This window comes from Streptomyces sp. HUAS MG56 (assembly GCF_058673395.1).
On record NZ_CM178722.1, the window covers coordinates 8,851,504 to 8,871,362 of the forward strand.

At 74.5% G+C, this 19,859-nt stretch carries 19 protein-coding genes and 1 riboswitch; of the genes, 14 read left to right on the forward strand and 5 right to left on the reverse strand.

Annotation, left to right across the window (positions count from 1 at the left end; all coding sequences use genetic code 11):
• Positions 1–29: 29 nt before the first annotated feature.
• The 3 genes from AC4OXY_RS40955 to AC4OXY_RS40965 are packed head-to-tail and all read right to left on the reverse strand — an operon-like array spanning position 30 to position 2,888.
• Entirely contained in the window at positions 30–1,436 is a 1,407-nt protein-coding gene (locus AC4OXY_RS40955; RefSeq protein ID WP_491992241.1) for an FAD-dependent oxidoreductase, read from the reverse strand.
• The gene (locus tag AC4OXY_RS40960) at positions 1,429–1,731 is read right to left on the reverse strand and encodes a (2Fe-2S)-binding protein (protein WP_362821803.1); all 303 of its coding nucleotides are present in this window, start codon (positions 1,729–1,731) and stop codon (positions 1,429–1,431) included. Before AC4OXY_RS40960 ends, AC4OXY_RS40955 begins: the two co-directional genes overlap by 8 nt.
• Entirely contained in the window at positions 1,728–2,888 is a 1,161-nt protein-coding gene (locus AC4OXY_RS40965) for an NAD(P)/FAD-dependent oxidoreductase (protein WP_491992242.1), read from the reverse strand. Before AC4OXY_RS40965 ends, AC4OXY_RS40960 begins: the two co-directional genes overlap by 4 nt.
• 152 nt (positions 2,889–3,040) lie before the next feature.
• On the opposite strand from AC4OXY_RS40965, the gene AC4OXY_RS40970 reads away from it, so the two are divergent.
• The 10 genes from AC4OXY_RS40970 to AC4OXY_RS41015 all read left to right on the forward strand — a co-directional run bounded on the left by AC4OXY_RS40970 (position 3,041) and on the right by AC4OXY_RS41015 (position 11,267).
• The gene (locus AC4OXY_RS40970; protein ID WP_491992243.1) at positions 3,041–3,163 is read left to right on the forward strand and encodes a putative leader peptide; all 123 of its coding nucleotides are present in this window, start codon (positions 3,041–3,043) and stop codon (positions 3,161–3,163) included.
• Between the two features lie 77 nt (positions 3,164–3,240).
• Positions 3,241–4,125: a glutathione S-transferase C-terminal domain-containing protein gene (locus AC4OXY_RS40975; protein ID WP_356028527.1), complete on the forward strand. Its 885-nt coding sequence runs from the start codon at positions 3,241–3,243 to the stop codon at positions 4,123–4,125.
• An 87-nt stretch (positions 4,126–4,212) separates the two neighbouring features.
• Positions 4,213–4,325, forward strand: a riboswitch (SAM riboswitch).
• 33 nt (positions 4,326–4,358) lie between these two features.
• Positions 4,359–4,508 carry a hypothetical protein gene (locus tag AC4OXY_RS40980; RefSeq protein ID WP_362821806.1) on the forward strand — a complete coding sequence of 50 codons (150 nt, stop codon included), beginning with the start codon at positions 4,359–4,361 and terminating at the stop codon, positions 4,506–4,508.
• Between the two features lie 187 nt (positions 4,509–4,695).
• Positions 4,696–5,676, forward strand: a complete 981-nt coding sequence (locus AC4OXY_RS40985) for an amino acid ABC transporter permease (protein ID WP_491992244.1) — start codon at positions 4,696–4,698, stop codon at positions 5,674–5,676.
• Entirely contained in the window at positions 5,673–6,470 is a 798-nt protein-coding gene (locus tag AC4OXY_RS40990) for an amino acid ABC transporter ATP-binding protein (RefSeq protein WP_491992245.1), read from the forward strand. Before AC4OXY_RS40985 ends, AC4OXY_RS40990 begins: the two co-directional genes overlap by 4 nt.
• Before the next feature lie 47 nt (positions 6,471–6,517).
• Complete coding sequence (locus AC4OXY_RS40995) at positions 6,518–7,537, forward strand: transporter substrate-binding domain-containing protein (RefSeq protein ID WP_362821809.1); 1,020 nt, start codon at positions 6,518–6,520, stop codon at positions 7,535–7,537.
• A 2-nt stretch (positions 7,538–7,539) separates the two neighbouring features.
• Positions 7,540–8,352, forward strand: a complete 813-nt coding sequence (locus tag AC4OXY_RS41000; RefSeq protein ID WP_491992246.1) for a GNAT family N-acetyltransferase — start codon at positions 7,540–7,542, stop codon at positions 8,350–8,352.
• A gap of 44 nt (positions 8,353–8,396) precedes the next feature.
• Entirely contained in the window at positions 8,397–8,507 is a 111-nt protein-coding gene (locus AC4OXY_RS41005; RefSeq protein WP_356028542.1) for a putative leader peptide, read from the forward strand.
• Between the two features lie 125 nt (positions 8,508–8,632).
• On the forward strand, positions 8,633–9,865 hold the full coding sequence (locus tag AC4OXY_RS41010) for an LLM class flavin-dependent oxidoreductase (RefSeq protein ID WP_491992247.1): 1,233 nt from the start codon (positions 8,633–8,635) through the stop codon (positions 9,863–9,865).
• Positions 9,866–9,893: 28 nt separating this feature from the next.
• The gene (locus AC4OXY_RS41015; RefSeq protein WP_491992248.1) at positions 9,894–11,267 is read left to right on the forward strand and encodes an NtaA/DmoA family FMN-dependent monooxygenase; all 1,374 of its coding nucleotides are present in this window, start codon (positions 9,894–9,896) and stop codon (positions 11,265–11,267) included.
• Positions 11,268–11,407: 140 nt separating this feature from the next.
• On the opposite strand, the gene absR1 is transcribed toward AC4OXY_RS41015, so the two are convergent.
• Positions 11,408–12,493 (reverse strand): beta-glucuronidase AbsR1, encoded by a 1,086-nt coding sequence (gene absR1, locus AC4OXY_RS41020; RefSeq protein WP_362822603.1) that lies wholly within the window; start codon positions 12,491–12,493, stop codon positions 11,408–11,410.
• 95 nt (positions 12,494–12,588) lie between these two features.
• On the opposite strand from absR1, the gene AC4OXY_RS41025 reads away from it, so the two are divergent.
• The gene (locus AC4OXY_RS41025) at positions 12,589–14,313 is read left to right on the forward strand and encodes a LuxR family transcriptional regulator AbsR2 (protein ID WP_491992249.1); all 1,725 of its coding nucleotides are present in this window, start codon (positions 12,589–12,591) and stop codon (positions 14,311–14,313) included.
• 222 nt (positions 14,314–14,535) lie between these two features.
• On the opposite strand, the gene AC4OXY_RS41030 is transcribed toward AC4OXY_RS41025, so the two are convergent.
• Positions 14,536–17,139, reverse strand: a complete 2,604-nt coding sequence (locus AC4OXY_RS41030; protein WP_491992250.1) for a CHAT domain-containing protein — start codon at positions 17,137–17,139, stop codon at positions 14,536–14,538.
• 86 nt (positions 17,140–17,225) lie between these two features.
• Here AC4OXY_RS41030 and AC4OXY_RS41035 point away from each other — a divergent pair, with 86 nt between their 5' ends.
• Genes AC4OXY_RS41035 through AC4OXY_RS41045 form a run of 3 tightly spaced genes read left to right on the forward strand, consistent with a single transcriptional unit; the run spans position 17,226 to position 19,845 of the window.
• Positions 17,226–18,662 (forward strand): S8 family peptidase, encoded by a 1,437-nt coding sequence (locus tag AC4OXY_RS41035; protein WP_491992251.1) that lies wholly within the window; start codon positions 17,226–17,228, stop codon positions 18,660–18,662.
• Positions 18,659–19,297, forward strand: coding sequence for an RNA polymerase sigma factor (locus AC4OXY_RS41040; RefSeq protein WP_356038440.1), 639 nt, complete (start codon positions 18,659–18,661; stop codon positions 19,295–19,297). The genes AC4OXY_RS41035 and AC4OXY_RS41040 overlap by 4 nt, the downstream gene beginning before the upstream one ends.
• Positions 19,294–19,845 (forward strand): hypothetical protein, encoded by a 552-nt coding sequence (locus AC4OXY_RS41045; RefSeq protein WP_376291504.1) that lies wholly within the window; start codon positions 19,294–19,296, stop codon positions 19,843–19,845. The genes AC4OXY_RS41040 and AC4OXY_RS41045 overlap by 4 nt, the downstream gene beginning before the upstream one ends.
• Positions 19,846–19,859: the final 14 nt, after the last annotated feature.

The window sequence follows — 19,859 nt, forward strand, 5'->3', positions numbered from 1 at the left end:
CGGTCCCCAATCCATGAGTATGTGACATATCACTGCGGTGCGGGTGAATCGTCGTCCGGCAGGCCCGCCAGCACGCCGAGCGGGACGGGACGTGCGAACGGGCGGCGTCCCGGCGTGAGCGGGCAGCCGGTCAGGCCGGCCACCGCGGGCGCGCACATCCGGCCCTGGCACCAGCCCATGCCGGCCCGGGTCAGCAGCTTCGCGGAGCGCAGGTCGGTGGCCCCGAGCGTCCTTGCGGCCGCACGGACCTCGCCGGCGGTGACCTCCTCGCACCGGCACACCACCGTGTCGTCCGGGATCCGCTCCGCCCAGCCCGCGGGCGGCGCGTACACCGTGTCGAGCGCCGCGAAGAAGGCCCGGTGCCGGGTCCTGGCCCGGTCGGCGGCGGCCCAGGCGTGCGGGTCGGGGGCGGTGCCCCGCAAGCGGGCGGCCGCCGAGCGGCCGGCGATGTGGCCCTCGGCGAGGGCGAGGGCCGCGCCGCCGATGCCGGTGGCCTCGCCGGCGGCCCACACCCCGGGCACGTCGGTGCGCTGCTCCGCGTCCACCCGCACGGCCGTTCCGGCGAGCGCGCAGCCGAGGGTCTCGGCGAGGTCGGTGTGCGGCAGCATGCCGTGGCCGACGGCGAGGGTGTCGCAGGGGATGCGGCGCGCGGTGCCGGGCCGGATCCGGCCGGTGCGGTCGAGCGCGGCGACGGTGACCGCCGTCAGCCGTTCCGTGCCGTGCGCCTCCACCACCGTGTGCCGGGCCAGGGCGCGCACCCGGTACCGCGCCAACAGCCCCGCGTACCAGGCGCCTTCGGCGAGCTTGCCGGGCTGCGCGGCGAGGTCCGGAGCGCGGCGCAGCAGGGCTTCGGGGCCGGCGGACTCCACCAGCGCGGCCACCCGCGCCCCCGCCGCGGCGAGCCCCGTGGCCACCGGCAGCAGCAGCGGTCCGGTGCCCGCGACCACGACCGTACGGCCCGGCAGCACCAGGCCGCCCTTGAGCATGGCCTGCGCGCCGCCGGCTGTGACGACTCCGGGCAGTGTCCAGCCCGGGAAGGGCAGCACACGCTCGTAACCGCCGGTCGCGAGCAGGACGGCGTCGGCGCGCACGGTGACGCCTTCCTCCTGCTCCGGTCCGAGCAGGGCGTGCACCGCGAAGGAGTCCGACTCCCGCCGCACACACCACACATGATGGTCCGTCAGATGTGTGAGGCGCCCGGCCTCGGTGTGCCGGGCCAGGCCGTCCGCGAGTCGCCGCCAGGTGCGCCACTGGTGGTGCAGGGCCTGTGGGCGGCGGGCGTTCAGGGCGGGGGCGGGCTGCCGGTAGAACTGGCCGCCCGCCTGGGCGGCCGCGTCGACCAGGGTGACGTGCACGCCCCGGGAAGCCGCCGCCAGCGCCCCGGCGAGGCCCGCCGGACCCGCGCCGACGACGGCGAGACGAACGCGCTCACTCATCGCCCCGCCCCGTCCCCTCCTGGGTGCGGATCACGTCGCCCGGGTGCGCCGGGACCAGGCAAGCGCGTTGGTTCGCACGGCCGTTGACGGTCACCAGGCAGTCGAAGCACACCCCGATCCCGCAGAACACCCCGCGCGGCCGGCCCGCACCGCGCGTGCTGCGCCAGGCCGTCACGCCCGCCGCCCACAGTGCCGCCGCGACGGTCTGCCCGGGCAGCGCCGCGACGGGGCGCCCGTCCAGGGTGACGGTGAAGGGCTCGCCCGGCCGGGCCCGGGCCAACTCCAGGGGATTCACGGCGTGTCGCCTCCGTCCGAGTCGAACCGCTCCGGGCGGAACGGGGTGAGGTCCAGCTCCGGTGTCGCGCCGGTGAGCGCCTGGGCGATCAACCGGCCGGTGCCGGTGGCGAGTCCGATGCCGGCGCCCTCGTGCCCGCAGGCGTGGAAGAGCCCGGGCGCCCGGGGGTCGGGGCCGATCGCCGGGAGGTGGTCGGGCAGATACGGCCGGAAGCCGGCGTACGTGCGCAGCGCGCGGACCCGGTGCAGGAACGGGAACAGGCCGATCGCCCCGGCCGCGAGCGCCCGTACGGCGGACAGGGACAGCGAGCGGTCGAAGCCGACCCGCTCCCGGCTCGCGCCGATCAGCACGGGTCCGGCGGCCGTGCCCTCCACGACCGGCGAGGTGCGCAGGGCGGCCGAGTCGCTCGCCACGTCCGCCACATAGTCCGCCGCGTACACCTTGTGCCGGACCATGCGCGGCAGCGGCTCGGTGACGAGGACGAAGCCGCGCCGGGGGAGGACCGGTAGCCGGACACCCGCGAGTGCCGCGAGGTCGCCGCCCCAGGTGCCGGCCGCGTTCACCACCGCCGGTGCGGACAGCTCGCCCCGGTCGGTGCGGACGCCGCGGACCGTGCCGTCCGCCCCGCGGATCACCCCGGTCACGGTCCAGCCCGTGTGCAGCGAGGCGCCGGGGGCGCGCAGCAGATGCGCCGCGGCCAGGGCGGGCATGACCTGGGCGTCCTGCGGATAGTGCACCCCGCCCGCCATGCCCGCGGCCAAATGGGGCTCCAGGTGGGGAAGTTCGGCCGCGCTCACCGGCTCGGCGACGACGCCGGCGGCGCGCTGTCCGGCCGCGAAGTCCGTCAGCGCGGCCAGGGCGGCGGGCGCCCGGGCGACCACCAGGCCGCCCTTGGGCTCGTACTCGGCCGCCGCACCCGGCCCGTCGGCCAGGCGCTCCCACAACCGGGCCGACAGCAGGGCGAGTTCGAGCTCCGGGCCCGGTTCCTTGTCCGAGACGAGGAGGTTGCCCTCGCCCGCCCCGGTGGTGCCGCCGGCCACCGGTCCCCGGTCCACCACCCGTACGTCGAGGCCGGCCCGCGCGGCGTACAGGGCACAGGCCGCGCCGACCATGCCGGCTCCGACGACCACGACATCGCAGGTCAATCGCTTTGCCACGGCAGTACTATGTCACATGGCACACCGTCTGAGGAGACCTCGGACACGCCCGGCCGCATCGCGTGCCGACCGGCTCGTGGACCCCCTCTTGACGTCGCACGGAGCCGGATCGACACTTCAGGACGGGAATCCTAGTGAATTGGTAGGGAATGATGGCGCGCCTCGAAACGGTCTCCGGCCGCGCAGGCCGTACGCCGCTCCGCGCCCCCCTGCTCACCTCCCGCCGCCACATCGATCTGCTGCGTGTGTGCAGCGCGATCAGCCCGCTCCGCTGAACCGGGCCCCCGCGCGCCCACCGGCCGACGCCGTCCGCCGGCGCGCCCCACCGCACACCCATCACCCGGGGAGACGCATGTCCAGCACTCCGCTCGCCGCCGTCCCGTCCGTCCACCGCGCCGCTCCCGTCTTCCGGGGGCGGATCGGCCGGGACGCCCGCAGCGGCCACTACGCCGTGGCCCACCGCTACCGGCTCCACCTGTCCACCGCCTGTCCCGACGGACTGCGCCTCGCCGTCGGACACGACGTCCTCGGCCTGGGCGACAGGTGTCCCGTCACCCTCCTGCCCGCCGTCCCGGACCGTCCCGGCGGCGGTCACGCCGCGCTGCGCCCGCTGTACGAGGCCAGCGCCCACCACTACACCGGGCCGGCGCTCGCCCCCGTGCTCAGCGACGACTGGTCCGGCCGCATCGTCAGCACCCGGGCCCGCGAGATCCTGCGCGACCTCGACCGCTTCCCGCACGCGGGGCACGCCTCGCTGTACCCGTGCGGCCAGGAGTCCGTGATCGAGGCCGTCGAGGGGATGTGCGACGACATCGAGGAGGCCGCGCAGCGGGCCGGACAGGCGGGCGGCGACCCGGACGGGCGCGCCGCCGCCCTCGACGTGCTCCTCGACACGCTGGGCCGGCTGGAGAACCGGCTGGCGGGGGAGGAGTACCTGGTCGACGACCGGCTCACCGCCGCCGACGTCGAACTGTGGGTGACCCTGGTCCAGCTCGACACCGTCCACCGCTGCCACCTCGACGCCTCCGCCGTGCACCGCATCGCCGGCCACCGCGCCCTGTGGGCCTGGGCCCGTCGGCTGGCCGCGCGTCCCGCCTTCGGCCGGCACCTCGACCTCGACGGCATCTCCCGCCGTCACCACGGCCGTTGCCAGGGGCTGGAGGCCGCCGGGGCAGCCGTCCAGATCCTGGACTGGGCGGCTCACGCCGCCGACGCCGAGGATGCTTCCCGCAGGTGAGAGCGGTGCATGAGGGACGTCGAACGTCCACTTGGCGGACGGCCGTTGACATACCTGCGGCCGGCTGCCTTAACTGACGGCCAGAACGGTCATGAGCGTCAGCGCCAAGCCCTGGCTCGCTGACCGGCAACCCTCGCAGCGCGGTGGGGTGCCCCAGGTGACGACCGGACCGGAACGACCCATTTCGGTAAGCGCGAGGGCCCCGCGGGGCCGGAACAGTGACAGGTGACGCCATGGACGCAAGCCCCCGGACGGCCCTGAGCCGCCCCCAGGGCCGCGTCCCGTCGTACGCCGGCCTCCTCGTCGCCGACCGCGCCGTCGATCTGCTCCGGGTCAACAGCGCGCTGTGTACCGTGCCGGGCACCGCCCGCCGCCGCGGCTGAACTCCCTTTCCAGTCACTCGCGTTCCCGACGCACACCGCCCGCCGTGTGCCGTTGTCCGCCCCGCCCCCGCCCCAGCCCCCGGTGTCCCGTGCGCCGCCGTGGGCCGCCTCGCGCCGTAGCGCCGTCGCGGCCCACGCCCGTGCGGCGTGCGACGACCGGGGCGCCGACCCAAGCCGGAGCCCCGCCATGAGTGAACCCCCAGGCGCCGCCGTCTCCCTGGCCGAGGCGCCACCCGCCGACGCACCGTCAAAACCCCTCACTGCACAGCGAGTTCTGCCACTGCACCGGCCCGGACGGTGGATCGCCACCGCCGTCGTCCTGGTCCTCGTCGCCCAGATCGGGCACGGACTGGCCACGAACCCCTTCTTCCAGTGGGACCGCTTCCGCTACTGGTTCCTGCGCCCCACCGTCCTCGACGGGCTCGGCGTCACCCTCGAAGTCACGGCCCTGAGCGCGGTGTCCGGCCTCGTCGGCGGCGTCGTGCTGGCACTCGGCCGGCTCTCCGGCAGCCCCGTGCTGCGCGCGGTCAGCTGGACGTACACCTGGCTCTTCCGCTCGGTGCCGCTCATCGTGGTGCTGATCTTCCTGTACAACTTCAGTGCCCTGTACAAGACCCTGAGCCTCGGCGTGCCGTTCGGTCCTGCCTTCGTCACCTTCGACGAGTCGAAGCTGGCCACCGACATGGCGATCGCGGTCGTCGGCCTCAGCCTCAACGAGGCGGCCTACGCGGCCGAGGTGGTCCGCGGCGGCATCCTCTCCGTCGACCAGGGACAGCACGAGGCGGCCGCCGCGCTCGGTCTGCCCAGGGGCTACCGGTTCCGCCGGATCGTCCTCCCGCAGGCCCTGCGGTCCATCACCCCGAACTACGTCAACCAGCTGATCGGGCTCGTCAAGAGCACGTCCCTGGTGTTCTACGTGTCCCTGCTCGACCTGTTCGGCTCGGTGCAGACGATGGGCAGCACCTACCCCGGCGACGTCGTACCGCTCCTGCTCGTCGCCACCGTCTGGTACCTGATCCTGACCAGCGCCGTGTCCGTCGTCCAGTTCTACGTCGAGCGGTACGTCGCCCGGGGCGCCACGCGCACCCTGCCGCCGACTCCCTGGCAGAGGGCCCGCGCGGCCGTCACCGGGTTCCGGGCCCGACTGCGCCGGGAGGCCGCCGTATGACCACCACCGCGACCACCCTCCACACCACCGCCCCCGTCTCCGTCGACGTCCACGGCGTCCACAAGTGGTACGGCGCCCACCGTGTCCTCGACGGCATCGACCTGACCATCCGCCCCGGCGAGGTCACGGTGATCCTCGGACCGTCCGGCTCCGGCAAGTCGACGCTGCTCCGCGTCGTCAACCACCTGGAGAAGCCCGAGATCGGCCATGTCAGCGTCGGCGGCGAGCCGATCGGCGTCCGGCGGGGCAGCGGCGGCCGGCTGAAGGAGCTGAGCGAGCGCGCCATCCTGGCCCAGCGCAGCCGGATCGGCTTCGTCTTCCAGAACTTCCACCTCTTCCCGCACCTGACCGCCCTCGACAACGTCGCCGCCGCCCCCGCCGCCACCGGCCGGCTGACCAGGCCGGCGGCCCGGGACCTGGCCCGCGAACTGCTCACCCGGGTCGGCCTCGGCGACCGGACCGGCCACTATCCGCGGCAGCTGTCCGGCGGTCAGCAGCAGCGTGTCGCGATCGCCCGTGCCCTCGCCCTGCGGCCCGGCGTCATCCTCTTCGACGAGCCGACCTCGGCCCTCGACCCCGAACTCGTCGGCGAGGTACTGGCCGTCATCAAGGACCTCGCCGCCGGCGGCACCACCCTCGTCATCGTCACCCACGAGATCGGCTTCGCCCGCGAGGTCGCCGACCGGATCGTCTTCCTCGACGAGGGCCGCATCGTCGAACAGGGACCGCCGAGCCAGGTGCTGGACCGGCCCCGGCACGAACGGACCCGCGATTTCCTCGCCAAGGTCCTGTGAAACCACCCCAGTTGATCCCCAGCACCCACCGAACGACAAGGACAGCCATGACCGGCCACCTCTTCCGACGCAGCCTGATCCGAGGCATCACCGCGGCGACCGCCGTCGCCACCCTCGCCACCGGGCTCGCCGCCTGCGGGGGCGACAGCGAGGCCGCCACCACGACCGACGCGGCGGGCACGGTCACCGTGGGCCGGCTGTCCAACGGCGCCGCGAAGCAGACCACGCTGAAGGTCTCCGAGGTGGCGTCGATCAGCGCCGAACTGCCCGCCTCCGTGCGCAGGAGCGGCACGCTCGCCATCGGCGTCGGCGCGCTGCCCGCGGGGTCCGCGCCGCTCGACTACGTGGGCAGCGACCAGAAGACCCTCACCGGCTCCGAGCCCGACCTCGGCCGGCTGGTGGCCGCGGTGCTCGGCCTGAAGCCCGAGGTCAAGAGCTTCACCTGGGAGAACCTCTTCGTCGGTGTCGACAGCGGCAAGGTCGACGTCGCCTTCTCCAACGTCACCGACACCGAGGAGCGCAAGAAGAAGTACGAGTTCGCCACCTACCGCAAGGACAACCTGGCGTTCGAGACGCTGAAGAAGAGCACCTGGACGTTCGACGGGAACTACGAGAACCTCGCCGGCCGGACGGTGTCCGTGGGATCCGGCACCAACCAGGAGAAGATCCTGCTGGAGTGGAAGGCCCGGCTGGCCAAGCAGGGCAAGCAGCTCACCGTCAAGTACTTCCCGGACCAGAACGCCGTCAACCTGGCGCTGAGCAGCGGCAGGATCGACGCCTACTTCGGACCCAACCCGGGGGTCGCCTACCGCGTCCGGCAGACCGCGAACACCCCGCAGGCCACCCGCAACGCGGGCACCTTCTCCGGTGCCGGAGAGTCGCTGCAGGGGCTGATCGCGGCCACCGCCAAGAAGGGCAGCGGGCTCGCCAAACCGCTCGCCGACGCCGTCAACTACCTGATCCGGCACGGGCAGTACGCCAAGTGGCTGGCCGCCTACAACCTCTCCAACGAGGCGGTCCCCACGTCCGAGATCAACCCGCCCGGCCTGCCGCTGAGCAATTCCTGACCATGCGTCACTCGACACGTGTCCCTCGCCGGCCGAAAGGGAACGTCGCCCCCGTGCTCCAGCAGACCGATCTCGGCGGCCTCGACAACGCCGTCTGGGCCGCCCTGACCGGCCCGCACGCCCGCCTCGCCGAGCGCGTGGGCCGCGCCGCCCGCTACCGCGACGGCATCTACGCCTTCGCCGCGCTCGCCGACCCGGCGGACCCGGCCGCCTGGCACGACCTGCGCACCCTGGTCGGGCCGGGAACAACCGTACGGATCAAACCCGTCGACCGGGTGCCCGACGGCTGGCAGCTCCAAGGGGCCGGGGTGGGCGTGCAGTTGGTCGACACCGCGCTGCGCGCCGAACCCGCGCCGGAGGCCGTACGGCTCGGGCCCGGCGACGTCCCCGAGATCCTCGACCTCGTCGCCCGCACCCGGCCCGGTCCGTATCTGCGGCGGACCGTCGAGATGGGCACCTACCTCGGGATCCGGCACGACGGGCGGCTGATCGCGATGGCGGGGGAGCGAAGCGAGATGGGGGTCCCCCCGGCCGGAGGCTGGGGGAGGCTGCGGCTGCCCGGCTGGACCGAGATCAGCGCCGTGTGCACCGACCCCGCACACCGCGGCCGGGGGCTCGCGACCCGGCTGGTGCGCGCGGTCGCGTGGGGCATCCGGGAGCGCGGGGACACCCCGTTCCTGCATGCCGCCGCCGACAACACCCCCGCGATCCGGCTCTACGAGTCCCTCGGGTTCACCCTGCGCCGCCGCTCACGGATCGTGCGCGTCCGCAGCGCGGGAACAGCGGGAACAAGCGAAGCCGGCGGCGCGTTGTGAGTGTCGAGGAGAATCGCCGGGCAACACGTACGGAGGTGACGGCCGTGACACGCGTACACCCGCCGCGCGCCCCGCACGCGTACCGGTCCGTCCGTCTCCACTCCCGGCCGCACATAGATCTCCAGCGCGTGTCCGCCGCGCTCTGTCGTCACTGACCTTCTCCCGGGGCCGTTCCGGGCCCGGGTTCTCCGCTGCCGCACCGGCCCTCGCCGACGCCTGGCCCCGCGAGCCGGTGTTCGCCGTGCCCCACCCTCGTACGGACGTCAAGGAAGGCACCGACGTGTCCCCAACCACCGCTTCTCCCCTCCACCTTGCCGTCGCGCTGGACGGCACCGGCTGGCACCCGGCCTCCTGGCGCGAGCCGGTCGCCCGCCCCCGGGACCTGTTCACCGCCGGCTACTGGGCCGGCCTGGTCGCCGAGGCCGAGCGCGGCCTGCTCGACTTCGTGACCATCGAGGACGGCCTCGGCCCGCAGTCCTCGCACCTGTTTGATCCCGACGACCGCACCGACCAGGTCCGCGGCCGGCTCGACGCGGTGCTCATCGCCTCCCGGGTCGCCCCGCTCACCCGGCACATAGGCCTGGTCCCGACCGTCGTTGCCACGCACACCGAGCCGTTCCACATCTCCAAGGCGATCGCCACCCTCGACTACGTCAGCACCGGCCGCGCCGGTCTGCGCGTGCAGGTCAGCGGCCGGCCGAACGAGGCCGCCCACTTCGGGCGCCGCACCGTCGGCCGGATCGAGTCCTACGACAGCCCGGCCGCGCGGGAGATCGTCTCCGAGCTGTTCGCCGAGGCCGCCGACCACGTGGAGGTGGTGCGCCGGCTCTGGGACAGCTGGGAGGACGACGCCGAGATCCGGGACGTGGCGACCGGCCGCTTCGTCGACCGGGACAAGCTGCACTACATCGACTTCGAGGGCCGGCACTTCAGCGTCAAGGGCCCCTCGATCACCCCCCGCCCGCCGCAGGGCCAGCCCCTGGTCACCGCGCTGGCTCACGGGACGGTGCCGTACCGGCTCGTGGCCCGGCAGGCCGACGTCGGCTACGTCACCCCGCACGACGCGGACGAGGCCCGCGCCATCGTCGCCGAGATCCGCGCCGAACAGGAGGCGGCTGGCCGGGCCGGGGACACCCTGCACGTCTTCGGCGACCTGGTCGTCCTCCTGGACGACACCCGGGCCGAGGCACAGGCCCGGCGGGAGCGGCTGGACGGGCTCGCGGGTGCGCCGTACACGAGTGACGCCCCGGTCTTCACCGGGACCGCGGAACAACTCGCCGACGTGTTGGAGGAGTTGGCGGCCGCCGGGCTGACCGGGTTCCGGCTGCGGCCCGCCGTCGCCGGGCACGACCTGCCCCGCGTCAGCCGTGACCTGGTGCCCGAGCTCCAGCGCCGGGGCCGGTTCCGCAGCGCCTACGAGGCCGGCACCCTGCGCGGCCTGCTGGGCCTCGCCCGCCCCGCCAACCGCTATGCCGCGACCGCCGTGTCCGCCACGGCCGCCGTGTCCGCCTGAGCAGCCGGAGAGGACGACCGACACCGCCATGAGCAAGCCCCTGAAGCAGATCCACCTGGCCGCGCACTTCCCCGGCGTCAACAACACCACCGTGTGGAGCGACCCGGCCGCCGGCAGCCACATCGAGTTCAGCTCCTTCGCGCACTTCGCGCGGACCGCCGAACGCGCCAAGTTCGACTTCCTGTTCCTCGCCGAGGGACTCAGGCTGCGCGAACAGGGCGGCGAGATCTACGACCTGGACGTCGTCGGCCGCCCGGACACCTTCACCGTGCTGGGCGCGCTGGCCGCCGTCACCGACCGGCTCGGGCTGACCGGCACGATCAACTCCACGTTCAACGAGCCCTACGAGGTGGCCCGTCAGTTCGCGAGTCTCGACCACCTCTCCGGCGGCCGCGCCGCCTGGAACGTGGTCACCTCGTGGGACGCCTTCACCGGCGAGAACTTCCGCCGCGGCGGCTTCCTGCCGCAGGACGAGCGCTACTCCCGCGCCAAGGAGTTCCTCACCACGGCGCACGAGCTCTTCGACTCCTGGCACGGCGACGAGATCCTCGCCGACCAGGCCACCGGCACCTTCCTCACGGACGCCCGGGCCGGCTCCTTCGTCCACCGGGGGCAGCACTTCGACATCCACGGCCGGTTCAACGTGCCCCGCTCCCCGCAGGGCCGCCCGGTGATCTTCCAGGCGGGCGACTCCGACGAGGGCCGCGAGTTCGCCGCCGCCGACGCGGACGCCATCTTCAGCCGCTACTCCACGCTGAAGGAGGGCCAGGCCTTCTACACGGACGTCAAGTCCCGCCTCGCGAAGTACGGCCGCCGCCCCGCCGACCTGCTCATCCTGCCCGCCGCGACCTTCGTGCTCGGCGACACCGACGCGGAGGCCGCCGAACTCGCCCACGAGGTACGCCGGTTGCAGGTCAGCGGCGCGACGGCCCTCAAGCACCTGGAGTTCGTCTGGAACCGCGACCTGTCGGCGTACGACCCGGAGGGCCCGCTGCCCGACGTCGACCCGCTGGTGGGGGAGGAGCACATCTCGCGGGGCCGCGCCCAGGTGCGGATGTACCGGGACCCGGTCGCCGTCGCCCGCGAGTGGCGCCGGCTCGCCGAGGCCAACAAGTGGTCCATCCGCGACCTGGTCATCAACACCGGCAACCGGCAGACCTTCGTGGGCTCCCCGGCCACCGTCGCGCGGACCATCAACGAGTTCGTGCAGGCGGACGCCTCCGACGGCTTCATCCTCGTCCCGCACATCACGCCCGGCGGCCTCGACCCGTTCGCCGACCAGGTCGTCCCGCTCCTCCAGGAACAGGGCGTGTTCCGCGCCGACTACGAGGGCACGACCCTGCGCGAGCACCTGGGCCTCACCCACCCGGACGCGGCCCTGGGCGAACGGGCCGCCTCATGACGCACGCCGAGTGAAGCACGCCGGGTGAAGCACGCCGTGCGGCGGAGAAACGGCGCGGCCGCGGACGTCACCTCCCCCGTGGGTGACGTCCGCGGCCGCTCCCCCGGCGCCGGACTGTGGCTGTCGTCGTCCCCGTGCCGTCACCAGCACATGACCGCTGTCTCTCCCGAACCCCAGGTCGAGTACGACCGGACCCGGACGGCATAGCGGCGGCCCTTCACGAGCCGGACGCGGACGGCGGCGTTGTCCGGACTGCCGCCGTCGTCGTGCCCCGCGAGGAAACGCGGCTCCCCCTCCCGCTCCTCGAAGACCACGAGCACGGTGTCGGCGTCGCCGAAGGTGCCCACGGTGTACTCGCGGGTCTCCGGCGGCTCGACGGTGAAGTCGGCCTGCTCGCCCGGTCCGAGCCCGAGCGGCGCCGAACGGAACGGCACCAGCGCGGTCGGAGCGGCCGGGCCGGCCGGCGGATACCAGCGGAGCACGAACTCCTTGTCGGCCGGGGACGGAGCACCGGAGGGGTGCAGTCCCCCGCGGTACTGCTCCGGCTCCAGCACCAGCCCAGGCCCGAACGGAAACGCCATCACCGACTGCGGATCCCACACGGATCCGCTCGCCTCGCCCGCGTCGAGCGCGCGCAGGACGTTGGTGTCCGTCGTCTCCCGGCTCCAGAAGTTCGGCGGGCCCGCCAGTTCGGCGTACACGGCCTCGTCGTCCCAGTGGAGCCCGGCGTACGGGCTCTGGTGCTCGTGCACCATGCCGAGCGCGTGCCCGATCACATGCAGGATCGTGCCGCGCTCCTGGGGCCCCGTCACATCCCATCCCAGGTTCATGGTGCGCTCGCCCCGGCCGACCGACAGCGCTTCCCGGCCCACCGCGGACCAGGAACCACCGCCATGCTGGAACCCGATCCGCAGCTCCGCCTCGTGCCGGTCGCCGACCTCGGTGAACATGACACCGATGCCGAGCCCCTGCCACTCGCGCAGACAGTCGCGAACCGCGTCCCGTTGTGCTTCCCCACCGGCCCACGGCACCCGGCGCAGCTCCCCGGTCCCGGGAACCGGGATCACGGAGGCGTCGGAGCCGTGCTCGTAGAAGCAGTAGTGCAGGACCGTGCCGTTGACCCACATCCGCCGCCCGGCGAGCAGCGCGCCCAGCCGCTCGGCTGTCAGCCCCGGTGCGAAGTCCGGGACCGGCTGCCGTGGTAGCGAGCACAGGCGTCGGGTCATGTGCCCAGACTGCCCGTCGGCCGCGGCCGGGCGCCTGAGTCGGGGTCTACTCAAGTCACCCTGTATCAAAGCTGAGTACGCGCGCTCCTGATGATGTGACGACTTACGAACAGGACGCGACGACCCCTCGGCCGCCCTGGCCGTTCACCGGCCGCGACGACGAGCTGGAGCGGGTGCGCGGCGCATGGGCGGCCGGCCGCCGGGGCATCGTGGTGACCGGCCCGGCCGGTCACGGAAAGACCCGGCTGATCACGGAGGCGGTCCGGGGCACCGACCACGCCCTGGTCACCGGCACGCCCGAGGCCCGGGAGCTGCCCTTCGCCGCCTTCGCGCACCTGCTGCCCGACGCCGTCTCGCCGCAGCGCGCGGTCCAGATCCTGTCCGGGGTACGGCTCCTCGTCCTGGACGACGCCCATCTGCTGGACGAGGCCTCGGCCGCCCTGGTCCACCAGCTCGCCGTGCACGGGCGTACCCGGCTCGTCGTGGCCGCGGTGGACGGGGTGCCCACGCCCGGCGCGGTCTCCCGGCTGTGGACCGGCGAACTGCTGCCCCGGCTGGCCCTTGCGCCGCTGCCGTACGAGGACGTCGTGCAGCTCCTCGCCCCCAGCGGGCTGGAACCGCTCACCGTGCGCCGCCTGCACGGAGTGTGCCGGGGCGATCTGCGGCTGCTGCGGGACCTGGTCGCCGCGCCGGCCGGCGCCGGCCTGCTGACGTCCCTTCCCGGCACCGGCGAGCAGCGCGGGCGCGGCCCGCTGCCGGTCACCCCGGCCGTGCGCGAACGGCTCGTCCCGCTGCTGGAGCGCTCCGGCCCCGGCGAACGGGAGACGCTGGAACGCCTCGCGTTCGCCGAGCCGCTCGCCCTGCCGCTGGACGGCCTCGACCTCGACGCCCTGGAACGACTGGAGGAGGACGGCCTGATCCAGGTCGACGACCGGGCGGCGGCCGTCACCCTCGCCCACCCCCTGCACGGCCCGGCCCTGCGGGCCGTGACCGGCCGGCTGCGCGCCCGCCGGCTGACGCGTGCGCCGCGCGACCTCGGCCCCGCACTGGAGGCCGAACGGCGCGCCCTGGCACGGGGGATCGAGCGGCTGGACGTCCGGCCGGTGCCCACCCCGGTGGGGGAGTGGCTGGTCGCGGAGGGCATGCCGGTCCCGGCCGGATACGCCGCCGTACGGGCGCGGTTCGCGCGGCTGCGGGGCGAGGTACGGGACGCTGCCGCCTGGGCGCGCGAGGGGGTGCGGGAGACGCCGGGTGATGCCGCCTGCGAGGCGGAACTCCGGCTGACCGACAGTGAATTGGCGGCCCATGACTCGGACGGTGTGTTCGCCGTGTATGCGGCGGTGCGCTCGGGGAAGCCCGGGCGGGCGGTGGGGCGGCTGCCCGAAGGGAGTGTGTTCGCGCGTCACGCCGACGCGCTGCGGCGCGGTGACGGAGGCGGACTGGACCGGGCCGCCGAGGCGTTGGAGGAGCGCGGGTTCCTGCTGTTCGCGGCCGAGGCGTACGCGCAGGCCGTACGGGCGCACCGGGATCCGCGGGCGGCACGGCTCTCCCGCACCCGGGCCGTCGCGCTCGCACGCCACTGCCAGGGGGCGCGGACGCCCGCGCTGGACGGACTCGTGCTCGGCGAACTGACCGCCCGGCAACGGCAGATCGTCACCCTCGCCGCGGCTGGGCTGAGCAACCGCGAGATCGCCGAGCGGCTGACGCTGTCCGTGCGGACGGTGGGCAACCACCTGTACAGCGCGTACACCCGCCTCGGCACGGGCGACCGCGGCGCACTGCCGTGGCTGGTCGAACTGCCGGAGTGCGTCTCGGCCTAGGGAGTATCGTTTGGATCATCCCGGCGTCGCGGGGTCTGGCACGCCCTCCCCCAGAGGGGGCACCCCCAGCCGGGTTGTCGTCACTCGCCGACTCCCCCACGCTCGGCTTCGCTCGCGCGGGAGGGGCCCCACGACCCCGCTCGGGTCGGCCGACCCGCACCGTTCGTCTCGGCCGGCCTGATCCAAAAGACACCCCTGGGGGCCGACAGGCCCCAGCGGTCCTCACGCCGCCCCGAAGGCCGCGAACGCCCAGCCCGTCGCCTGGTGGAGGGGGTCGTTCGGCAGGGTCGTGCGGGCGTCGCGCAGGGCCTCGGCCAGGGAGAGGCCGGTGTCGAGACCCTTGTGCAGGGCGAGCATCAGCGGGACCACCGCCGCGTCGTTGACCGGGGCGCTGCTCGCCACCACACCGGCCGTGCCCAGCGGGAGCAACGCGGTGACCAGGCCGAGGAGTTCGTCGGCGCCGACCGAGGCGAGGCGGGCGGTGTCGCAGCTGGAGAGGATGATCCGGTACGGGCTGCGGGCGAGGCGCTCGAAGTCGTGCACGATCAGCGGGCCGTCGGCCATCCGCAGGCTGCTGAACAGCGGGCTGTCCGCGCGGAACGTGCCGTGCGCCGCGAGGTGCGCGAGCGCCGCGCCGTCGAGGTGCTCCAGGACCCGGGGGACCTGGGCACCGTCGCCCTCCAGCACCGTCGCCGTGCCGTACCGGTCGGCCACTTCCGGCACTTCCGCGCCGCCGGTGGCGAGGCCGGGGCCGCGCACCAGGACGTGCCGGCCGCCCGGCGGCGGCTCGGTCTCGCGGGCGCGCAGCCAACTGCTCGCCGACGGCGACACGCTGAGCACCCGCTCGCGCAGCGCGGGCAGCAGCGCCCACGGCACCCGGTGCAGCGCGCCCGGCGGCACGATCACCACGGGAGCGCCGCCGAGGTGCTCGGCCGCGCCGCCCAGCAGCAGCTCCTGGAGCCGCCGCCCGCCCGCCTCCACCATCGGCAGCCGCGCCTCGGCGCCGGGGTGGGCGAGCCGGCGCAGCCCCGCCTGGACGTACTCGGCCTCCGCCAGCGCCTCCGTCAGCGCCCCGCCGGCGAACCGCCGTACCCGGCCCTGCCCGCACAGCAGGATGTGCACCCGGCCGTCCACGACGGCGAGTTCGACCAGGCGGGCGTCGCCGAGCCGCGCCAGCAGCCGGACCGTGTCGAAGCGGTCCCCCTCGTCGGACGCGGCGCCGCGGATGTGGTGGGTACGTGAGCGGATCTCCCGCTCCAGACGCCGCTGTTCCCGCTCCAGCGCGGGCACCGGGCGGCCCTCCATGCGGGCCTCCTCCGCGCGGGCCGCTATCTCCCGGTAGGCGGTCAGGCCGCTGAGCAGGGCCGGGTCGGCCGGCGGCCGGGTCGGCGGCGTGGACAGGACCGTGGCCCGCCAGCGCTCGCTCCACTCCAGCAGCCGCCGCGGGCCGCCCTGCGCGAGGCTCACCTCCTGGGCGAGCGCCGCCAGTTCGGCGCCCTGCGCGGTCGTGCGGGCACGCAGCTCGGAGGCGCCGAGCGTCATCCGGTGGTCGTCCAGCACGTCCAGGCCGCGCCGGCAGGCCTCCAGCACTCCGCGCCGGGACCCGGCGGCCCGGGCCCGCAGCGCCTGGGCGGCCCAGCCCGTCACCCGGGCCGGCGGCGGCCCGCCGTGCCGGCTGCGCGCGGCCACCGCCAGGTGTCGTTCGGCGTCCGCCGTCCAGCCCAGCGCGAGCGCGATCCGGCCCGCGAGCAGCGAGGCCTCGGGCGCGGCGGGCGAACCGAAGGAGGCGAGCTTCTCGGCGACCGCGGCCGCGTCCGCGACCAGGCGCCCCGAGCTGCGCCCGGCCGCCACCCGGGCCTCGATCAGCACCAGCCGGGCATGCGTCTCCCACCACATCCGCCGCTGGGCCGCGAACAGCCGTACGGCGACGGCGGCGCGGGCCACGGCGGTGTGCGGGTCCCCGGCCGAGCGGGCCGCGCGCGCCGCCGCCAGCAGCAGCTCGGCCTTGCGGGTGGACTGCCCGCCGATCCGGTCCAGCAGCGCGATCGTCGCGTCCGCCTCGGCCAGCGCCTCCGGGGCGAGGCCGGCCGCCATCAGCACCTCGCAGCGCCGGATGGACAGCATGTACGTCGGCGTGCCGAGCTTGGCGTAGCGCTCCTCGGCCTCGTCCAGCAGCCGCAGCGAGGCCGGGATGTCCCCGGACCGGAAGGCGGCGAGGCCGCGGCTCTCCACCGCGTCGGCCTTGTCGTGCTCCTGGCCGGTGGTGTCCCACAGCCGCTCGGCCGCCGTGAAGTCCGCGACGGCCCGGTCCACCGCGCCGAGCGCCAGGTGCACGGTGGCCCGCAGGGTCAGCGCCCGCGCGGTCCAGATGTCGTCGCCGACCTGCCGCAGCACCGGCAGCGCCCGCCGTACGTCCTCCAGCGCCTCGCGGTGATGCCCCAGCACCCACCACACGTACGCCCGCCGGTACAGCACCCGGGCCCGGGTGTGTCCGCTGCCCCGGGCGACCCCGCGCTCGAAGGAGGTGAGCCCCTGCCGTGTGCGCCCCGCGTGCACCAGTGCGACCCCGAGGGTGGCGAGCACGTCGGCCTCCCGGTCGGCCGAGTCGGCGCGGGCGGCGAGGTCCCGGGCGCGGCGCAGATGCCCGAGCGCGATCCGCAGGTCGCCGAAGTCCCGCTGCCAGATGCCGAGGACCTGGTGGGCGACGCTGGCGTGCAGCGGCGGCGGTCCGGCTCGCAGCACCTGTTCCGCGCGCGCCCGGGCCTCGCCCGGGTCGGCGAAGACCAGGGGCAGCAATTCGGAAACTGACTCGCTTCCCGGCGTCACGTCTCGCATGGTAGTGGCCAGCTGTATCAGACGGTGTGCTCGGGACTCTCACTGTCGAGCACCGTCTTGTCGGGGGAGGAGACACCATGGCACCACAGCGCTTCCACGAGCAGTTCGACCACATCCAGCGGTCCATGCCCGGCACCGCCCTGGCGATGGGTCCGGACGACTCCGGGCACTTCCTGTACGAGCGGGGAGTCGTCCTCGCCAGGGACGGCGAGGAGGCCCGGCTCGTCGAGGACACCGTGCGCGCCCACTTCACGGTGACCGCGGGGCTCGTCCCCGACCATGTGCGCCGGGACGGCCCGCAGACCAACCGCACCGGCGTCACCCGTATCCGGATCGGCGACCCTGCCGAGGGCGACGACGCCGTGCCGCACGCCCTGCGCGCCCTGCGCGAGGCCGAGGGCCGCCACGGCCGGCGGCTGGTGAGCCGCAACCACGTGGTGCACATCGCGGTCAACGCCTGCCCCGGCGACGAGCCGGTGCCCGTCGCACGCACCCGGCAGGCCAACCCGGCCGTCGCCGAGGACCGGCACGGCGCGCGGAGCGACGAGGGCCGCGTGGGCGTCCTCGTGATCGACACCGGCCTCGTGCACGACCACGCGGCCTACCCGCCGCTCGCCCACACCACGGGCGACGACCAGCCGGCCGAGACCGACGCCGACGGGGTGCTGCGCCAGTACGTCGGCCACGGCACGTTCATCGCCGGGATCCTCGCGGCCGTCGCGCCCCACACCGAGATGACCGTCCGCAACACGCTGAGCGACGCGGGCGCCATCCTGGAGTCGGAGTTCGGCGCCCGGCTCTTCGACGCGGTCGACGACGGTGGCTGGCCCGACATCATCAGCCTCTCCGCCGGCACCACCACCGAGGGCGTCACCGACGGCCTCATCGGCCTCGACGCCTTCATGGCGGAACTGCGCGAGCAGCGCACCCTGCTGGTGGCCGCCGCCGGGAACAACTCCAGGCACGCGCCGTTCTGGCCCGCCGCCTACGCCGGCCTGCCCGCGTACCGGGACAGCGTCCTGTCGGTCGGCGCGCTGAGCGCGGACGGGGAGTGCGAGGCCTGCTTCAGCAACCACGGGCCCTGGGTGCAGGTCTTCGCCCCGGGCGAGCGCCTCACCAGCGCCCTCACCGGCTTCGACACGCCCGTGCCGTACGTCTACCAGCACTCCACCTACGAGGCCTGCCGGTTCGACTACGACTACGCCTGCACCTGCCAGTTCCCGCGCCACACCGGCGCGTTGAGCGAGAGCCGGGAGAGCACCGGCGCCAAGCCGCACCAGGTGATGTTCGACGGTCTCGCGCAGTGGAGCGGCACGTCGTTCGCCACCCCGGTCGTCGCGGGCCTCGTCGCCGCGCACATGACGGCGTACGGGGAGCGCGACCCGCGCGCCGCCCGTGACGCGCTGCTCGCGGCGGCCACCGCCAGCGCGGAGGTGCGCGGGGCGCGCGTCCCGGTGCTCAGGCCGCCCACCTGGCGTCCGGCCGCCGTCGTCGACCCGGCGGTACCGGTATGAGGTCCGGAACGCTCCACTCCACGGCGTACGATGACGTGCCGTACACGAGGGGTGGAGCCGTGGACCGTACAGAGGTCGGGGGGTTGGTCCAGTCCGCCGTCGACGGGGACGCCGCGGCCTGGAAGGCGCTGGTGGAGGGGATGAGTCCGCTGGTGTGGTCGGTGGTGCGCGCACACCGGCTCTCCGACGCGGACGCCCATGAGGTCTACCAGACCGTCTGGTTCCGCTTCGCCCAGAACCTGGGGCGGATCCGCGAGCCGGACAAGGCCGGTTCCTGGCTGGCCAGCACGGCCCGGCACGAGTGCCTGAAGGTGCTCAAGAGCCTGACGCGGCTGACCCTGACGGACGATCCGCAGGTGCTGGACCGGGCCAGCGACGACCGGACACCGGAGGAGTCGCTGATCGACTCGGAGGAGGCGGCGGACCGTGCCGAGCGGGTGCGCCGCCTGTGGCAGGAGCTGGAGGGGATGGGCGAGCGCTGCCGGCAGCTGCTGCGCGTGCTGGTCTCGTCCCCGCCGCCCAGCTATGTGGAGATCTCGGCCGCGCTCGGTATCGCGGTCGGCAGTATCGGGCCTCTGCGCCAGCGCTGTCTGCGCCGGCTGCGGGCGCGAATGGACGCACGAGGTGCGGCATGAGCGGCAATGACGGCAACGGCGTGCCCCCGGAGGGCGCGGACGAAGCGGACGGTTTCGCCCCGGCGGGCGCGGACGACGAGGGCGTGCCGTCCGACGAGGACGCGGGCGACGGCGGGTTCGCGATGGCGCTGCTGGAGGAGGAGCTGCGGCAGGCGGCCGCCGTCCTGGACCCTGTCCCGGACATTCTGCGCCAACTGGCGCTGGACGCCTACGCGTTGCACGACCTGGACGCGCAGATCGCCGAGCTGACCTTCGACTCGCTGGTGGACGCGCTGCCCATCAGGGGCGTCACGGATCCGCCGCGGATGCTGACGTTCCGGTCCGGCGAGGTGACCGTGGACGTCGAGGTCACCGAGGGCGGGCTGATCGGGCAGGTGATGCCGGCGGGGTCGGCGCGCATCGAGGTGCTCGGCGGCCCGCAGACCGCCCGCCCGGTCATGGTCGACACGCTCGGCCGCTTCACCAGCGACACGCCCCCGGCCGGCCCGTTCGCCCTCAGGCTGCGGACCGGCGCCGAGGTGATCGTCACCGAGTGGCTGCGGGCCTGAACCCGGGCCCGCGC

What these genes read in the sequence shown, in the direction of transcription:
- AC4OXY_RS41015 (WP_491992248.1), top strand. Translation starts at nt 9,894, where the DNA reads ATGAGCAAGCCCCTGAAGCAGATCCACCTGGCCGCGCACTTCCCCGGC.
- AC4OXY_RS40970 (WP_491992243.1), top strand. Translation starts at nt 3,041, where the DNA reads ATGGCGCGCCTCGAAACGGTCTCCGGCCGCGCAGGCCGTACGCCGCTC.
- AC4OXY_RS40990 (WP_491992245.1), top strand. Translation starts at nt 5,673, where the DNA reads ATGACCACCACCGCGACCACCCTCCACACCACCGCCCCCGTCTCCGTC.
- AC4OXY_RS40975 (WP_356028527.1), top strand. Translation starts at nt 3,241, where the DNA reads ATGTCCAGCACTCCGCTCGCCGCCGTCCCGTCCGTCCACCGCGCCGCT.
- AC4OXY_RS41040 (WP_356038440.1), top strand. Translation starts at nt 18,659, where the DNA reads ATGAGGTCCGGAACGCTCCACTCCACGGCGTACGATGACGTGCCGTAC.
- AC4OXY_RS41045 (WP_376291504.1), top strand. Translation starts at nt 19,294, where the DNA reads ATGAGCGGCAATGACGGCAACGGCGTGCCCCCGGAGGGCGCGGACGAA.
- AC4OXY_RS40985 (WP_491992244.1), top strand. Translation starts at nt 4,696, where the DNA reads ATGAGTGAACCCCCAGGCGCCGCCGTCTCCCTGGCCGAGGCGCCACCC.
- absR1 (WP_362822603.1), bottom strand. Translation starts at nt 12,493, where the DNA reads ATGACCCGACGCCTGTGCTCGCTACCACGGCAGCCGGTCCCGGACTTC.
- AC4OXY_RS40995 (WP_362821809.1), top strand. Translation starts at nt 6,518, where the DNA reads ATGACCGGCCACCTCTTCCGACGCAGCCTGATCCGAGGCATCACCGCG.
- AC4OXY_RS41000 (WP_491992246.1), top strand. Translation starts at nt 7,540, where the DNA reads ATGCGTCACTCGACACGTGTCCCTCGCCGGCCGAAAGGGAACGTCGCC.
- AC4OXY_RS40955 (WP_491992241.1), bottom strand. Translation starts at nt 1,436, where the DNA reads ATGAGTGAGCGCGTTCGTCTCGCCGTCGTCGGCGCGGGTCCGGCGGGC.
- AC4OXY_RS40980 (WP_362821806.1), top strand. Translation starts at nt 4,359, where the DNA reads ATGGACGCAAGCCCCCGGACGGCCCTGAGCCGCCCCCAGGGCCGCGTC.
- AC4OXY_RS41035 (WP_491992251.1), top strand. Translation starts at nt 17,226, where the DNA reads ATGGCACCACAGCGCTTCCACGAGCAGTTCGACCACATCCAGCGGTCC.